The sequence below is a fragment of the Streptomyces sp. NPDC015139 genome, assembly GCF_043079785.1.
Classification (GTDB): domain Bacteria; phylum Actinomycetota; class Actinomycetes; order Streptomycetales; family Streptomycetaceae; genus Streptomyces; species Streptomyces albidocamelliae.
Genome location: NZ_JBIBUW010000006.1, coordinates 308,605 through 324,673, shown reverse-complemented (window position 1 = coordinate 324,673; position 16,069 = coordinate 308,605). Strand labels below are relative to the sequence as shown.

14 protein-coding genes and 2 pseudogenes are annotated in these 16,069 nt (G+C 74.0%); 9 read left to right on the top strand and 7 right to left on the bottom strand.

Annotation, left to right across the window (positions count from 1 at the left end):
• Window positions 1-51: 51 nt before the first annotated feature.
• Entirely contained in the window at window positions 52-831 is a 780-nt protein-coding gene (locus ACF08B_RS19040) for a DeoR/GlpR family DNA-binding transcription regulator (protein ID WP_392318398.1), read from the bottom strand.
• Between the two features lie 245 nt (window positions 832-1,076).
• On the opposite strand from ACF08B_RS19040, the gene ACF08B_RS19035 reads away from it, so the two are divergent.
• From ACF08B_RS19035 to ACF08B_RS19025, 3 genes and pseudogenes are all read left to right on the top strand, one after another.
• Window positions 1,077-1,958, top strand: a complete 882-nt coding sequence (locus tag ACF08B_RS19035; RefSeq protein WP_392318397.1) for an SIS domain-containing protein — start codon at window positions 1,077-1,079, stop codon at window positions 1,956-1,958.
• Window positions 1,959-1,990: 32 nt separating this feature from the next.
• Complete coding sequence (locus ACF08B_RS19030) at window positions 1,991-2,875, top strand: ketose-bisphosphate aldolase (RefSeq protein WP_392318396.1); 885 nt, start codon at window positions 1,991-1,993, stop codon at window positions 2,873-2,875.
• 2 nt (window positions 2,876-2,877) lie between these two features.
• A pseudogene (locus tag ACF08B_RS19025) lies at window positions 2,878-3,650 on the top strand (helix-turn-helix domain-containing protein).
• On the opposite strand, the gene ACF08B_RS19020 reads toward ACF08B_RS19025, so the two are convergent.
• Window positions 3,637-4,770: a methyltransferase gene (locus ACF08B_RS19020; RefSeq protein WP_392318395.1), complete on the bottom strand. Its 1,134-nt coding sequence runs from the start codon at window positions 4,768-4,770 to the stop codon at window positions 3,637-3,639. The pseudogene ACF08B_RS19025 and the gene ACF08B_RS19020 overlap by 14 nt on opposite strands.
• 79 nt (window positions 4,771-4,849) lie before the next feature.
• On the opposite strand from ACF08B_RS19020, the gene ACF08B_RS19015 reads away from it, so the two are divergent.
• Window positions 4,850-5,500: an alpha-ketoglutarate-dependent dioxygenase AlkB family protein gene (locus ACF08B_RS19015; protein WP_392318394.1), complete on the top strand. Its 651-nt coding sequence runs from the start codon at window positions 4,850-4,852 to the stop codon at window positions 5,498-5,500.
• Between the two features lie 47 nt (window positions 5,501-5,547).
• Window positions 5,548-6,789 (top strand): ROK family protein, encoded by a 1,242-nt coding sequence (locus tag ACF08B_RS19010; protein WP_392318393.1) that lies wholly within the window; start codon window positions 5,548-5,550, stop codon window positions 6,787-6,789.
• On the opposite strand, the gene ACF08B_RS19005 is transcribed toward ACF08B_RS19010, so the two are convergent.
• Window positions 6,786-7,004, bottom strand: a complete 219-nt coding sequence (locus ACF08B_RS19005) for a DUF1272 domain-containing protein (RefSeq protein WP_392318565.1) — start codon at window positions 7,002-7,004, stop codon at window positions 6,786-6,788. The genes ACF08B_RS19010 and ACF08B_RS19005 overlap by 4 nt on opposite strands.
• Before the next feature lie 487 nt (window positions 7,005-7,491).
• Here ACF08B_RS19005 and ACF08B_RS19000 point away from each other — a divergent pair, with 487 nt between their 5' ends.
• The 3 genes from ACF08B_RS19000 to ACF08B_RS18990 are packed head-to-tail and all read left to right on the top strand — an operon-like array spanning window position 7,492 to window position 11,086.
• Window positions 7,492-7,782: an SHOCT domain-containing protein gene (locus ACF08B_RS19000; RefSeq protein WP_392318392.1), complete on the top strand. Its 291-nt coding sequence runs from the start codon at window positions 7,492-7,494 to the stop codon at window positions 7,780-7,782.
• Complete coding sequence (locus ACF08B_RS18995) at window positions 7,779-8,528, top strand: ABC transporter ATP-binding protein (protein WP_392318391.1); 750 nt, start codon at window positions 7,779-7,781, stop codon at window positions 8,526-8,528. The genes ACF08B_RS19000 and ACF08B_RS18995 overlap by 4 nt, the downstream gene beginning before the upstream one ends.
• Entirely contained in the window at window positions 8,525-11,086 is a 2,562-nt protein-coding gene (locus ACF08B_RS18990; RefSeq protein WP_392318390.1) for an ABC transporter permease, read from the top strand. The genes ACF08B_RS18995 and ACF08B_RS18990 overlap by 4 nt, the downstream gene beginning before the upstream one ends.
• 541 nt (window positions 11,087-11,627) lie before the next feature.
• Here ACF08B_RS18990 and ACF08B_RS18985 read toward each other — a convergent pair.
• Both ACF08B_RS18985 and ACF08B_RS18980 read right to left on the bottom strand, forming a co-directional pair.
• Window positions 11,628-12,203, bottom strand: a pseudogene (locus tag ACF08B_RS18985) (ATP-binding protein); the annotation flags it as partial.
• Window positions 12,204-12,445: 242 nt separating this feature from the next.
• Complete coding sequence (locus ACF08B_RS18980; protein WP_123438764.1) at window positions 12,446-12,769, bottom strand: hypothetical protein; 324 nt, start codon at window positions 12,767-12,769, stop codon at window positions 12,446-12,448.
• Window positions 12,770-13,073: 304 nt separating this feature from the next.
• Here ACF08B_RS18980 and ACF08B_RS18975 point away from each other — a divergent pair, with 304 nt between their 5' ends.
• Window positions 13,074-14,198, top strand: coding sequence for a PLP-dependent cysteine synthase family protein (locus ACF08B_RS18975; protein WP_392318389.1), 1,125 nt, complete (start codon window positions 13,074-13,076; stop codon window positions 14,196-14,198).
• A 60-nt stretch (window positions 14,199-14,258) separates the two neighbouring features.
• Here the strand turns inward: ACF08B_RS18975 and ACF08B_RS18970 are convergent, their stop codons facing one another.
• Both ACF08B_RS18970 and ACF08B_RS18965 read right to left on the bottom strand, forming a co-directional pair.
• Window positions 14,259-14,720 carry an SRPBCC family protein gene (locus tag ACF08B_RS18970; protein WP_392318388.1) on the bottom strand — a complete coding sequence of 154 codons (462 nt, stop codon included), beginning with the start codon at window positions 14,718-14,720 and terminating at the stop codon, window positions 14,259-14,261.
• A 68-nt stretch (window positions 14,721-14,788) separates the two neighbouring features.
• Entirely contained in the window at window positions 14,789-15,637 is an 849-nt protein-coding gene (locus ACF08B_RS18965; protein ID WP_392318387.1) for a DeoR/GlpR family DNA-binding transcription regulator, read from the bottom strand.
• Window positions 15,638-16,069: the final 432 nt, after the last annotated feature.

Here is a 16,069-nt window from a genome sequence, read left to right as displayed (position 1 = left end):
AGGCGTGAGCCGGTGACGCCGTGAAGGTGGGCCGGTCCGCGACGGCGAGGCTCACACCGTCAGGACCCGTACTCCCGCCTCTTCGAAGCGGCGTACGGTCTCCTGACCCACCGCCGTGTCCGTCACGAGGGTGTTCACCAGCTCCGTCCCGCAGATGCGGGCGAACGCCCGCTGGCCCAGCTTGCTGGAGTCGGCGGCCACCACCACCCGCTCCGCGCGCTCGCACAGCAGCCGGTTGATGGCGGCCTCCCCCTCGTCGTGCGCGGCCGCGCCGTGCGTGACGTCGAACGCGACCACCCCCAGCACCGCCACGTCCAGCGTGATCTGGCCCAGCACCCCGTCCGCGAGCGGGCCGATGAGCTCGTACGACTGCGGGCGCGCCACCCCGCCCGTCACCACGATCTTGAACTGGGGCCGTACGGCGAGCTCGTTGGCGATGTTGAGCGCGTTGGTGACCACGGTGAGCGCCGGTGTGCCGGTGGACAGATCGCCGCGCACGGCGAGGGCCCGGGCCACCTCCGTGGTCGTCGTACCGCCGGTGAGGCCGACCGCCTCGCCGAGTGCGAGCAGGTCGGCGACCGCCTTCGCGATCCGCTGCTTCTCGGAGGCGCGCCGGGCCGTCTTGTAGCGCAGGGGGAGTTCGTACGACACCCCGTGCACCACCGCTCCGCCCCGGGTGCGCACCAGCATCTGCTGCTCGGCCAGCTGGTCGAAGTCCCGGCGGATCGTCGCCGCCGACACCTGGAGCTCCGCCGCCGCCTCCTCGACCTCCAGCCGGCCGCGCTCGACGAGCAGTTCCAGCAGCGCCTTCCAGCGGGCGTCCCGGGACATCCGCGGCCTCCGTTCTCCGATCGGGTTCCGACCGGTCCGCGCCCGGGCTCCGACCGGTCTTCGATCACTCGCCGATCTTCCCGGCGAGCCCGTGCCGATCGCCCCGCGGCCGTTCCTCGATCGTCTGCCGATCTCCTCTTCCTCTCCGGCGACCCTAGCGCACCGGCCCCCGCGTCCCGATGCTTGATTGTGCTCGAAAGCTCGCTATATCTTGCAAGAACAATCAGCAAGGGGAGGGTGTGGGCATGACCCATGTCGAGGACGAGCTGAACAGCCAGCCGGAGTGCTGGATACGGGCCGCCGAGGAGGCGGGACGGCACCGTGGGGCGCTGCCGGAGCCGGGGGAGCGGGTCGCCGTCGTCGGGTGCGGGACCTCGTACTTCATGGCGCAGGCGGTGGCCGCGCTGCGCGAGGGCAGCGGCCAGGGAGAGACCGACGCGTTCGCCGCCTCCGAGTTCCCGAGCGGGCGGTCGTACGACCGGGTCGTCGCCCTCACCCGCTCCGGAACCACCACCGAAGTTCTCCAGCTGCTGGCCGAGTTGAAGGGCCGCAGCCGCACCACGGCCGTCACCGCCGACCCCGGTACCCCGGTCATGGAGGCCGCCGACGACCTCGTCGTGCTGGACTACGCCGACGAACGCTCCGTCGTCCAGACCCGGTTCGCGACCACCGCCCTCACCCTCCTGCGCGCCCACCTCGGCCTGCACACCGGCGCAGCCGTCACCGACGCCCGCACCGCCCTCGCCACCCCGCTGCCCCAAGGGCTGGTCGAATGCACCCAGTTCACGTTCCTGGGGCGCGGCTGGACGGTCGGTCTCGCGAACGAGGCCGGGCTGAAGATGCGCGAGGCCTCCCTGTCCTGGACCGAGGCCTATCCGGCGATGGAGTACCGGCACGGCCCGATCAGCATCACCACCGCGGGCACGGCCACCTGGATGCTCGGCGAGGCGCCCGACGGGCTCGCCGAGCAGGTGCGCGCCACCGGCGGACTGTGGGTCGGAGGCGGGCTCGACCCGCTCGCCGAACTCGTCCGCGCACAAAGGCTCGCGGTCGCGGTCGCCGCCTTCCGCGGCCTGGACCCCGACCAGCCGCGCCACCTCACCCGCTCGGTGATCCTCGCCCCCTGACCCGCCGCCCGCACCCCGGAAGGACACGTCACGTGCCTCTTGCGTCAACCGGCGAGCTGGTCGCCCGGGCCGCCGAAGTCCACTCCGCCGTCGCCGCGTTCAACGTCATCACCCTGGAGCACGTCGAGGCCGTCGTCGCCGGCGCCGAGGCGGCCGACGCACCCGTCGTCCTCCAGGTCAGCGAGAACGCCGTCAAGTACCGCTACGGGCGGCTACTGCCGCTGGCCCGCGCCGCGGTCGCCGCCGCCGAACGGGCCGCCGTGCCCGTCGCCCTGCACCTCGATCACGTACAGAGCGACGACCTGCTGCGGCAGGCGCCCGGCGCGGGCTTCAGCTCGGTGATGTACGACGCCGCCCGGCTGCCGTACGCGGACAACCTGGCCGCGACCCGCGCCGCCGCCGACTGGGCGCACGCCCGAGGACTCTGGATCGAGGCGGAGTTGGGGGAGGTCGGCGGCAAGCCCGGCCAGGACGGAAGCCGGACCTCCCCCCGGTCGGTACGGGACGCGCACGCGCCCGGCGCCCGCACCGACCCCCGCCAGGCACAGGACTTCGTCGCCGGCAGCGGGGTCGACGCCCTGGCCGTCGCCATCGGCAGCGTGCACGCCATGACCACCCGCACCGCCGCCCTGGACCACGCGCTGCTCGAACGGCTGTCCGCGGCGCTGGACCTCCCGCTCGTCCTGCACGGCTCCTCGGGCGTGCCGGACGACGGGCTGGTCGCGGCCGTCGGCGGCGGCATCGCCAAGGTCAACGTCGGCACGGCCCTCAACGCCGCCATGACCGGCGCCGTACGGGAGTTCCTCGCCGCCCACCCGGAGGCCGTCGACTCCCGCAAGTACCTCGGGGTGGGCCGGGAGGCGATGGCCCGTGAGGTGACCCGGATCATCGGCCTCCTCTCCGGAGCCCGCCGCTGACCATGCGCAGGACGCCCCTCCACCTCGGACAGCCGCCGGACGTGGTCGCCGCCGGTGTCGGCGTCCACGGCCTGGCGAGCCGCACGGACGTCTTCCGGCTCCCCGAGCTGTGGCAGCTCCACCTGTACGGCTACCACGCCGACTGGTCGTCGACGGAACCCCGCACACCCTCCGGCCGGGCCGGGTGAGTCTCGTGCCACCCGGAACGACCTTCCACTACCGCTACCGGGGCCGCTCCGAACACCTCTACGCGCACCTGCGCATCCCGGCCGCCGGACCGGAGCACACGATCCCCGTAGTCCAGGACGCCGGGGCCGAACTCGCCGTGCTCACCTCGCTGTTGCGGGAAGCGGTGGCCGCCGTGCCCGGCTCGCCCGAACGGACCCGCGCCGAGGCCTGGTCCGCGCTGTGGCGCATCACCTGCCTGACGCCCGCCCCCGCCGAACGGCACGGCCCGCACCTGGCGTTCGGCGCGGCCGTCGCCCACGTCGAGGCGCACCTGGCCGAACCGCTCACGGTGCCGGAGATCGCCCGGGCGGCCGGCGTCTCGCACAACCACCTGATCCGGCCCTGCCGCGCCGCGACCGGGGAGACCGTGGTCGCCTACGTCCGCCGCCGCAGACTCGACCGCGCCCACCATCTGCTGCGCGAAACGACCCTGTCCATCCCGGCGATCGCCGCCTCGGACGGCATTCGTGACCCGCAGTCGTTCAACAAGGCCTGCCGGCGCGAACTCGGCGCCTCGCCGCGCGTCCTGCGCGCTAGCCCCTCCTGACGGCCCTCAGCACCACGAACTTCGGATCGCTCGCGACCAGTTCGCAGTTCCCGAACAGCCGCTTGAGGGTCACGTGATAGCCGAGGTGCCGGTTGCCGATCACCCACAGCTCGCCGCCCGGCCTCAGCGCCCGCTTCGCCCCGGTGAACATCCGCCACGCCGTCGCGTCCGTCGTCGCCTGGTGGGAGTGGAACGGCGGGTTGTTCAGGACGACGTCCACACTTCCCGGTGCCACGCCCGCCAGCCCGTCCCCGACCCGGAACTCGGCATGCCCCGGAACCCCGTTGGCCTTGTAGGTCGCCTCCGCCGAGGCCACCGCCTGGAACGACTCGTCCACGAACAGCACTTCGGCCGTCGGGTCGGCCAGCGCCACCGCCGTACCCACGACGCCGTTGCCGCAGCCCAGGTCCACCACGCGGCCGGCGCCGGGGCCCGGCAGGTGCTGGAGGAAGAAGCGGGTCCCGATGTCGAGCCGGTCGGCGCAGAAGACACCCGCGTGATTGACCACCGTACGGCCCGACACCGCACCGACCCCGCCGGGTACGGCGTAGCTGTACGGCCACGGGTTCGCGGGCCGGTCCAGCGCCGGGTCCGGGGTGCAGAAGATCAGCCGCGCCTTCTGCCGCGCCAGCGACGTCCGGGTCGGCCCGAGGATCCGCTCGAACAACCGGAGCGTGGAGGTGTGGATCTCCTTCACCATTCCGGTGCCGACGACCACGGTGCCCGCGTGCACGGCGGGCGCCAGCCGCAGCAACTGGTCCTCCAGCATCGCCAGGCTCTTGGGCACCCTGACGAGCAGCACGTCCACGCGCTCCGGCGGCGGGTCCTGCGTGGTGAGGAGCCGTACAGCCCCGGGTTCCACGCCGGCCCGCGCCAGGTTCGCGCGGGTCGCCTCCTGACTCAGGAAGGAGTCCGTGATCTGGGTCGGCCGGTGCTCCGCCAACGCCGTGACCAACGCGCCCCACCGGTCCCCGACCACCACGACCGTGCCCGTGAGCGGCACCTGCTCCTCGGCCAGGTGACGCAGCAGATACGCGTCGGAGGCGTCCCAGGCACGCAGCCGGTCGCGCGGATCCTCGGGGAAACGGGTCAGCTCGACCTCGCCCCACGGTGTCGTCATACGGTCGCTCATCGTGCGTCCAGGCTAGCGGAGCCGCAGATCAGGGGTGGTGGGACGGGCATGGGGCAAGATGGAGCGCGTGGACGCGGAGCTGTTCGGCAGGGAGCGCGCGGAGGTCGCGCCGGGCGCCGTGCACGCCCCGGACTGGCTGGGCGCCGACCGGCAGCGCGAGCTGCTGGCCGCCTGCCGGGACTGGGCGCGGCCCCCGGCCGGGTTGCGCACGGTCCGCACCCCGGGCGGCGGCACGATGACCGCCCGGCAGGTATGCCTGGGCTGGCACTGGCACCCGTACGCCTACGCCCGCACGGTCGTCGACGGCGACGGGACGCCCGTCAAACCCTTCCCGGCCTGGCTCGGCGTGCTCGCCCGCGGCGCGGTGGCCGACGCCCTCGGCCCGGCCGCGGTGCCGGCGGAGCCGTACGACATCGCGCTGATCAACTTCTACGACGGCGACGCCCGGATGGGCATGCACCGCGACGGTGACGAGCGGTCCGACGCACCGGTGGTCTCGCTGAGCCTCGGCGACGGCTGCGTGTTCCGCTTCGGCAACACCGACACGCGCACCAGGCCGTACACCGATGTCGAACTGCGCAGCGGGGACCTGTTCGTGTTCGGTGGCCCCTCCCGGCTCGCCTACCACGGCGTGCCGCGTGTCCACCCCGGCACGGCGCCGACCTGGCTGGGCCTGGCCGGACGGCTGAACATCACCCTGCGGGTGAGCGGCCTGTGACGGCGGCGCAGGCCACCGATGATCCGGATCATGGGAGACTCCCCCTCATGAGCGGCAACGCGGATCCCCGGACGGCGGGGGAGAGGACCACCTCGAGGGCACGGCTGGACCGGGGACGCGGTGCCCTGGGACCCGCGCTGGAGCTGGTGCACACCGGACGGGCGCCGACCCGTGCCGTGCTCACCGCCGAACTCGGCGTCACCCGTGCGACGGCGGGCGCGGTGGCCGCCGAACTGGAGGCGCTGGGCCTGATCCGGGTGGACGCCCGGCCGGGGGCGGCGGCGGGCTCCCAGGGCCGCCCCTCGCACCGGCTGGAGATCGCCGACGAGGGCCCGGTCGCCCTGGCGGCGCAGGTCCACGCCGACGGGTTCCGGGCCGCGCTGGTCGGGCTGGGCGGGCGGATCGTGGCCACCGCCCCCGGCTGCGAGACCGTCGACGCCGACCCGGCGAAGGTGCTGCGGTCGGTCGTCGAGGCGGGTGCCGAGCTGCTGCGCACCACCGGCCGTCACTGCGTCGGCGCCGGACTCGCCGTGCCGTCCGCCGTCGCCGAACCCGACGGTCTCGCCCTCAACCCGCTGCACCTCGCCTGGCCGGTCGGCGCCCCTGTGCGGCGCACCTTCGCCGAGTGCGTGCGCGCCGCCGGCATCACCGGACCGGCGTTCGCGGGCAACGACGTCAACCTCGCCGCGCTCGCCGAGCACCGGCACGGCGCCGGCCGGGGTGCCCGCGACCTGCTGTGCGTGGCCACCGGGCACCGTGGCGTCGGCGGCGCCCTGGTCCTCGACGGCCGCCTGCACACCGGGAGTTCGGGCCTCGCCCTGGAGGTCGGCCACCTCACCGTCAATCCGGAGGGCCGGCCCTGCCACTGCGGCAGCCGGGGCTGCCTGGACGTCGAGGCCGACCCGCTGGCCCTGCTGGTGGAGGCGGGCCGGGAGCCGGGTCCCGAGGTGTCGCTGCTCCAGCAGGCCAACGACCTGCTGCGCACCCAGTACGGCGATCCGGCCGTCCGCCGGGCCGCCGAGGCCCTCATCGACCGCCTCGGCCTCGGCCTCGCCGGGCTGGTCAACATCCTCAACCCCGACCGCATCATCCTCGGCGGCCTGCACCGCACGCTCCTGGACGCCGACGCCGGCCGGCTGCGGGCGGTCGTCGCCGACCGCAGTCTGTGGGGCCAGAGCGGCGGCGTACCGATCCTGCCGTGCACCCTCGACCACAACAGCCTGGTCGGTGCCGCCGAGTTGGCCTGGCAGCCGGTACTGGACGACCCGCTGGGGGCGCTGGCCGCCTAGACCGCGGACTCGCCGCCGGAGTACGCGCGAGCCACCGGCGCGGGCGTGCCGGTCGTGCGCCGCGGCCGGGGCACCGGTTCGCCGCCGCGGTGGGGGCAGACCCGGTCCACGGCCTCGGCGCAGGGCCCGCAGCAGGTGCACTCGGACGAGCGGACGCGGGCCGGTCCGTCCGCCGGCAGCGCGGTGGGCGTACAGCGCTCGCATCGCTCCCGCATCCGATGCGACATGTGCTCGGGTCTCGTCGGTCGGGGCCGGCCGGGGTCGGTCGGTGTCCGCTGTTCGTGGGCCGGCGGTGCTCCGCCTCCATCCTCCGCGCGCCGCCCCGCTCCGGAACCGCGCGGACGGACCGGGATCCGCACGATCGGGCCACGCCCGCCGAATCGTCCCGTGCGCCCGTCGTCGCAGCCCGTACGCCCCCCGTCCCCCGCCGCCCGGCCGTGCGGGAGCCGGGAGGCGGAGCGGCTCGCCGCCGGGACGCGGCCGTGCTCGCGGCGGACATGCCTCCCCGCGTACGTGTCAGGTGCCCGGTCCGCCTCCGTCGCACCGGCCCGTCGGCACGCGACGAGGAGCAGCGCGCCCGCTCCCGCGTACTCCCCGGGAGGTACGCGTACTGCCGCCGGCCGCACGACGACTCGGAGCCCCTTGCGGAGGGAGCCTCTTGGCATCACCCGAAGACCGACGCCGACGAGGGAGACGACCGACATGCAGACCCTGGCCGACTGGGACGGCGGACCCGGCCCCTGGATCCTGTTCTTCCCGCTGATCTGGGCGGCCGTCGTACTCGGCGCCGTCACCTTCCTGCGCCGCACCGGCCTGCGCGGCCGCGGCGGACCCTGGCGCACGCCGGACGGCGGACGCCCGGCGGGCGACTCGCCGCTCGCCGTCCTGGGCCGCCGCTTCGCCGCCGGGGACATCGACGAAGAGGAGTACTGGCGCCGCCTCTCCGTCCTGGAGGAGCACTTCGGCCGCATCGGCAAGGGCGGTGCGGCATGACCACCACGACCGCACCGCGCGCCGCGGCCCGCGTGACCGACGCCGTGAAGGTGTACGGCGCCGGCGCCACCGCCGTACACGCCCTGGACGGCGTGGACGTGGTCTTCCCCGCCGGACGCTTCACGGCGATCATGGGCCCGTCGGGCTCCGGCAAGTCCACGCTCATGCACTGCGCGGCCGGCCTCGACACGCTCACCTCCGGGACCGCCCACATCGGCGACACCGAGCTCGGCGCGCTGGACGACCGCCGCCTGACCCTGCTGCGCCGCGACCGCATCGGCTTCGTCTTCCAGGCGTTCAACCTGGTGCCCACGCTGACCGTCGCGGAGAACATCACGCTGCCGCTGGACCTGGCCGGCCGGACCGGCGACCACGAGTGGATCGACGCGCTCGTCGACGTCGTCGGACTGCGCGACCGGCTGCACCACCGCCCCGCCGAGCTCTCCGGCGGCCAGCAGCAACGCGTCGCCGTGGCACGGGCGTTCGCCGGCCGGCCGGACGTCGTCTTCGCCGACGAGCCGACCGGCAACCTCGACTCCCGTTCCGGCGCGGAGGTGCTCGGCCTCCTCGGCCGGGCCGTACGGCACATGGACCGCACGGTGGTCATGGTCACCCACGACCCGGTGGCCGCCGCCCACGCCGACGAGGTGCTCTTCCTCGCCGACGGGCGGCTCGTCGACCGGATGGAGTCCCCGACCGCGGACAGGGTCCTCGACCGCATGAAGGCCTTCGAGGTGCGGACATGAGCACGACGCTGCGGCTCGCCCTCACCTCCCTGCGCGCGCACCGGCGTCGCCTCGCGGGCACGTTCCTCGCCGTGTTCCTCGGTGTCGCCTTCCTGACCGGCACCCTCGTCATGGGCGACACACTGCGCGCGAGCTTCGGCAGCATGTTCGGCGAGGCCACCAGCGGCACCGACGCCGTGGTGCGCGGCGCCGACGCCATCACCACGCCCGGCGAGGCCCAGGGGGTCCGGCGGCCGGTTCCCGCCTCCCTGGCCGAGACGATCGAGCGCGTCCCCGGTGTGGCCGCCGCCGCCCCGGACATCCAGGGCGCGGGCCAACTCGTCGGCTCCGACGGGAAACCCGTCGGCGGTCAGGGCCCGCCCACCCTCGCCGGAAACTGGATCACCGACGCCCGACTGAACCCGTACCGGATCGCCGAGGGCCGCGCCCCGGCGAGGTCCGGTGAGGTCGTGGTGAACCGGGGCGCCGCGAAGAAGGGCGGCCTGAAGGTCGGTGACACCACCACCCTGCGCACCCCGGACCCGGTGCGGGTGACCGTCGTCGGCCTCGCCACCTTCGGCGGGCAGGACGGCATGGCACAGGTGACCTTCACCGGCATGACCACCGCCGACGCCGGGAAATACCTCACAGCGCGCCCCGGACAGGCGGCGAGCATCGCGGTGCGGGCCGGGCCCGGAGTCGGCCAGCGGCAGCTGGTCGACCGGCTGACTCCCGTCCTGCCCGCGGGTGTCGAGGCCATCACGGGTCAGCAGTCGGCCCGGGAGAACACCGACATGATCTCCAGCCAGTTCCTGACCGTCTTCACGACCTTCCTGCTGGTCTTCTCCGGCGTCGCCCTGCTCGTCGCCACCTTCTCCATCCACAACACGTTCGCGATCGTGGTAGCCCAACGCACCCGAGAGAACGCCCTGTTGCGCGCACTCGGCGCCGCGCGCCGCCAGGTCACCACCTCGGCCCTCGCCGAGGCCGCCGTGGTCGCGTTCGCCGCGTCCCTCACCGGCCTCGCCGGCGGCGTCGGCATCGCCGCCGGTCTGCAGGCCCTGTTTCCCGCGATCGGATTCCCCTTCCCCGACGGCGACCTGGTCGTCAAGACGCTCTCGATGACCCTGCCGCTCGCCGTGGGTGTGCTGGTCTGCCTGGGCTCCGCGCTGCTGCCGGCCAGGCGCGCCGGACGGACGGCTCCACTCGCGGCCCTGCGCGAGACGGCCGTCGACGGCTCCGGCGCCTCCCGCGCCCGCGCGATCACCGGCGCCGCCCTCGGCGCGGCGGCCCTCGCCACGACCCTCACCGGCGTCCTCGCCACCCCCTCGGTGTGGCTGGCGGGAACCGGCGCCCTGCTCGCCCTGGCGGCCTTCGTGGTCCTCGGCCCGGTCGCCGCCGGCACCGCGGTACGCCTGCTCGGCGGACCCCTGGACCGGCTGCGCGGCGTCACCGGCGGCCTCGCCCGGCGCAACGCCCTGCGCAGCCCCGGGCGGACGGCCGCCACCGCGAGCGCGCTCATGATCGGCGTGGCCGTCGTGTCGCTGTTCACCGTGTTCGGGGCCTCGCTGAAGGCCACCATGGACCAGACGGTGTCGCGGTCCTTCGCGGGCGACGTGGCCGTCAGCACGCCGTCCTTCGGCGCGGGCGGCAGCGGGCTCAGCCCCCGGCTCGCCCCGGCCCTGCAACGGCTGCCCGAGGTCGACACCGCGGTCGGCCTCGGCCGTGGGGTCGCCGAAGTCAACGGCAGGGGACGCGCGTTGACGGTCACCGATCCGGTGGCACTCGCCCGCACCTTCGACCTCGGCGCGGTCACCGGTTCACTGCGCGACCTCGGCCGCGACGGGCTCGCGCTGACCCGGAAGGAGGCCGACCGGCAGCACCTGCGCACCGGTGACACCGCCCGGCTCACCTTCACCGACGGCACGAGCGAGACCTTCACCGTCCGCGCCGTCTACGCCCGTTCCGAACTCGCCGGCGACTACGTGGTCACCCGGTCCGCCTGGGCCCCGCACCGCACGCAGGACTCGGACAACCTGATCGCCGTCACCTTCGAGGACGGCGTGGGCGCGGACGCGGGCAGGGCGGCCGTACGCAAGGTCGCGGCACAGTACGGCAACCCCGAGGTCCAGACCCGGGACGAGTACGCGCGGTCCTCGGCGGGCGGGATCGACATGATGCTGACCCTCGTCTACGCGCTGCTCGCCCTGGCGGTCGTCATCGCCCTGCTCGGCATCGCCAACACGCTGACCCTCGCGCTGCACGAACGCACCCGGGAACTGGGGCTCCTGCGGGCGGTCGGGCAGCCCCGCGCCCAGTTGCGGGCCATGGTGCGCTGGGAGTCGGTCCTGGTCGCCGCCTTCGGCACGGTGGGCGGGCTCGGCCTCGGCGCCTTCCTCGGCTGGGTGCTGGTGAAGGCCTCCGACGGTGCCGGTGACTCCGCGTTCGCCTTCGCCCTCCCGCCGGTACGGCTCGCGGTGATCCTGCTCGCGGGCCTTGCCGCGGGGGCCCTCGCCGCCCTCCGCCCGGCCCGCCGAGCGGGTCGCCTGGACATCCTGCGGGCGATCGGGACGGAGTGAGGGCGGCCGGGACGCGGGGTGGACTCGGGGCCGTCCCGCCGCCCGGTCCCGGAGATGGTCACCGCCCGGTCGGGCGACTGCGGCCGACCGGGCGGAGGTCTGGCGCCCCAAGAACGCGGGGCCGGGGTGGGGGAGCGGCTCCCGGCGGCGGCCCGCCTTCGGGGGAGCGGGCGGCTGTGACGTCCGGATCCGCCGCGGCGGCCGTCGCGTGCGCCGGACCGGCGTCGGTCGATCCGATACGACACGGGGCGACGGCGTCAGGGCAGCCGGTGCGCACCGCGGGCCGCTGTCAAGGCTGCCCGGCCGTCACCCGAGTCGTGGTCGCGGAGTTCCCCGCACCGTCGAGCGAGGCGGACCTGGCGCCCGGAGCACCGGCGCCCACCGGAGCACGGACCGGAGTCCCGGCACCGGCCGGAGCCCCCGCGTCCACCGAGGCCCGGGCACCCACCGGGGCGCCCGCACCGACCGGAGTCGAGGCACCCCGCTGAGCACTCGCGCCGACCGGAGCCGCCGCGCCCACCGGAACCCCCGCCCCCACCGGAGTCGGAGTCGCCCCGCCGAGGGGCACAGTCGTACCGATGACGACCGGAGGTCCGGTCGTCACGGGCTCGGTCGCCGGAGCCGGCCGCGTTTCCGGCCGGGCCGCCGCGGGCTGCCGCTCCGTCGCGCGGCGCGGCGCGCGTTCCGCGTGGGCGCGCACCGCGGCCGGGGCGGGCAGCGTGAACCACACGATCTTGCCGTCGTCGCCGTCCGGCCGCGCTCCCCAGCTCGCGCTCACCGCGGCGACCATCGCCAGACCCCGCCCGCAGGTGGCCAACGGGGTCGCGTCCGGCGCGTCCTCGGCGTCGGCCAGCACGGGAAGGCGCGGATCGTGGTCGCGCACCGAGACCGTGAGCCGGTCCGGCAGCAGCTCCAGCTCGACGGTGCACGACTTGTCGGGCCTGGCGTGCCGGTGGACGTTGCTCAACAGCTCGGTCACACCGAGCGCGGCCCGGTCTATCAACGGGTCCATATGCCAGTAGCGCAACTGCGCAGATACGATTCTGCGGACCTGGCCGATCCGCGACGGCAGGGCTTGGAGCTCCACCGTGCAGTGCCTGCTTGGGTGACTGATCACGGCTGCGACTCCCCGATGTGAGGTCCGGAAGGAACCGAAATCCGGAGGACCGGAAGAACACGGAGAACAACGGATCCAGCAGGGTGCTTGCGTCCAAACGTCCGCCTGCTGTCGTGGCCGGCGGGCTGGTTCGCAGCGTTATCGCCGGTAAACCCAGAGTGACGTGGGACCAGCGTGACGCAGCGGAGGAACTCCCGCAACTCGCCGCGACCGACCGCTGCTCCGCGTACCCGCCCGGCCTTTCAGCCGCCGCGGCCGGCCGCCCGGCGCACCGCCTCGATGAACCGCCGCGCGGCCGGCGGACCCGCCTGGCCCGGTGCCGGATCGTGCTCGCCCAGCGTCAGCAGGTACCGGTTGCCGTTGAGGTCGGCCAGTGCCCGGTCGTCCGGCGCGAACCACGGCTTGGACGCACGCACCGCCTGCACGGGCGCGCTGTCTATCTCGCTGCCGTAGCTGGTGAGCAGTTCCAGCCTGCCGTCGTTGATCCGGACCTGTCCGGCACGGGTGAGCGAACGCAGCCGTTTGCCGATCCGCACGCCCGTGGCCGTGAATTCCGGCTCCGCCATCCTTCGCCGCCCCCTTGCGCGTGTCCTGGTGGTTCCGTGGGCGCCCCTGTTCGGGGCGATCGTCCCGACGCGTGCAGTCTGCCCCGATGCGGCGTGGAGCACCAGTACGCACGGGGCCCGTGCGACGACCCGCCGGAGCACTCGCGCCAATGCGCCCCCGGAATTCTCGTACGTCTGTGCCTCAGGGCGTCTTTGAGTGGCTCAAAGATGCGTTTATGCAGGTGGGAAGCGGTATGAAAGATGCCTATGCTCGAAGGGTCGGGCGCGTGAAGCGCCGTCGGCGCCCAGCGTAAGGAGCACCGTCGTGAGCACCATCCCCCAGGCCCGGACCGGCGCCACCCTCGACGTCGACCGCAGTGACGCCGCCTACCGTGTGTGGCTGAAAGAAGCCGTCCGCAAGGTACAGGCGGACGCCAACCGGTCGGCGGACACGCACCTGCTGCGCTTCCCGCTTCCGGAGCGGTGGGGCATCGACCTGTACCTCAAGGACGAGTCGACCCACCCCACCGGCAGTCTCAAGCACCGGCTTGCCCGCTCCCTGTTCCTCTACGGCCTGTGCAATGGCTGGATCCGTCCGGACCGGCCGGTGATCGAGGCGTCCAGCGGCTCCACGGCCGTCTCCGAGGCCTACTTCGCGAAGCTGATCGGCGTGCCCTTCATCGCCGTCATGCCGCGCACGACGAGCGCCGAGAAGTGCCGTCTCATCGAGTTCCACGGCGGTCGATGTCACTTCGTCGACGACTCACGGAAGATGTACGAGGAGTCCGCCCGTCTCGCGGTGGAGACCGGCGGCCACTACATGGACCAGTTCACCTACGCCGAGCGGGCCACCGACTGGCGCGGCAACAACAACATCGCCGAATCGATCTTCCGGCAGCTGGAGTTGGAGCGGTTCCCGGAGCCGGCGTGGATCGTCGCCACCGCGGGCACCGGCGGCACGTCCGCGACCCTCGCGCGCTATGTGCACTACATGCAGCACGACACCCGCATCTGCGTCGCCGACCCGGAGAACTCCTGCTTCTTCGAGGGCTGGACCACCGGCGATCCGGACGTCACGTGCGACTGCGGCTCCCGGATCGAGGGCATCGGCAGGCCGCGTATGGAGCCGAGCTTCGTGCCCGGCGCGATCGACCGGATGATGAAGGTCCCCGACGCGGCGAGCGTCGCCGCGGTACGGGCCCTGGAGCGGGCCATCGGCCGCAAGGCGGGCGGTTCGACCGGCACCGGACTGTGGAGCGCGCTGAAGATCGTCTCGGAGATGGTGGCCGAGGGGCGCCGGGGCAGCGTGGTGACGCTGCTGTGCGATCCGGGCGACCGGTACCTCGACAAGTACTACTCGGACGCGTGGCTCGCCGGTCAGGGCCTGGACATCACCCCGTACTCGACGGCCATCGAGACCCTGCTCGCCACGGGCGTCTGGCCCGACTGAGGCCGGTCGGGGACCGGGCACCGCGAGCGGCCTGAGGTCCGTGCGCGCCCAGGGGCGGGGTTACCGCAGTCGCCGGTCCAGCGCCGTCACCGCGGTGCGGAACGCGTGGCCGACGCCCGGCCGGATCAGGCGGCAGACCAGGCGGAACGCGGCCGTGCCGTCGAGCGCGAAGGTCATCCGGACCCGGGTCCCGGTGCCCGCCGGGGCGAGCCGCCACTCCTCGACCCAGGCGTGGGCTCCCGGCGTGTTGGTCACGTCGACCCGGTAGGCGTACAGCTCGGGCGCCTTCGCCGCGAGGATCGTCTCCTCGAAGCGGGTGCCGCCGCGCAGCCGGACCTCGCGCCCGCCCTCGGTCGGCCGGACCGAGGACACGGCCGAGAACCACTCGGGCCAGCCGGCCAGGTCCTCGGCGAGGGCCCGGTGGACGGCGCCGGGGGCGGCGGCCATGTCCCGGGTGAACACCAGCCGCACCGGCGCGGTCTCGACGAACTCCGGACCGACCGGGCGCAGACGCTGAGCCATGACGACCCACCCCTCGTGAAGTCCCGTACGGGACAATGGCATTGACCGCCAGGTTAATTGACGCACCGTCAGATGTCGTCGTCGCCCTCGTCGGTGCCCTCGTCGTCCTGCTCGCCCGCCACGATCAGCCGCGGCAGATGCTCGGAGATCTCCGCGCGCGCGTCCCCCGGCAGGCCCGCGTCGGTGACGAGCGTGTCCACCTGATCCAGCGTCGCGAAGGAACTCAGGCCCACCGTCCCCCACTTGGTGTGGTCGGCGACCACCACGACCCGGCGCGCGGAGTGCACCAGCCGCCGGTTGGTCTCGGCCTCGGCGAGGTTCGGTGTGGACAGGCCGGCCTCCACCGATATGCCGTGCACACCGAGGAAGAGCACGTCGAAGTGGAGCGCGGCGATCGCCTGGTCGGCGACCGGTCCCACCAGCGAGTCCGACGGGGTGCGCACGCCGCCGGTCAGCACCACCGTGGCCGCGCCCTGCCGCTGGCCCGAGGTCCGCTGCGCCACGTGGAAGACGTCGGCGACCCGCACCGAGTTCGTCACCACGGTCAGATCGGGCACCTCCAGCAGGTGCTGCGCGAGGGCGTACGTGGTCGTACCGCCGGACAGGGCGATCGCCGTACCCGGCGCGACCAGCCGCGCGGCGGAACGCGCGATGTCCTCCTTGGCGGTCAGCTCCAGCCCCGACTTCGCCTCGAACCCCGGCTCGTGGGTGCTGGCCTCGACCACCGGCACCGCGCCGCCGTGGACCTTCTCCAGCACACCCTGGCGGGCGAGCGCGTCGAGGTCACGGCGCACGGTCATGTCCGACACGCCGAGCTTGCGGGTCAGTTCGTTGACCCGCACACCGCCCCGGCGCCGGACCTCGTCCAGGATCAGGGCGCGGCGCTGCTCCGCGAGGAGGTTCTGATTCTCGCTCACGTATGCTCCGGTCCTTTCGCCGACAACCGTCCGACACGACCCCGGCACCAGCTCCGACCAGGACCTTCCCGCCGCCCGGAGAGGCGCGGGCGTCCCATCTTTTCACGGGTCGGTACCGGTTGCGCCACCGCCTGACGCGACGCGCACATGCCAATCCGGTGGCTCTCGCCCCGCTTGCCCGTCACCCGGATCGGGGAGATTCCCCGACAACCGCTGTGCGCCGCCGGGCGACCCGAGATCCTGGAGCGCGCACGGACAGGCCTTCAGGTGTCACGGGGGGGGGGGTGCGAGAACAGTGGAACGCGCGCGGGAACGGACCACCGGCCGGCCGGCGACCGGGGCACCGGACGGACCCGGCCCCACCGGGCACCCGGCCGCCACGGCGGCGGGCGGGCCGGAGACCGATCTGGAACTCCTGGTCCACGGGGTCGG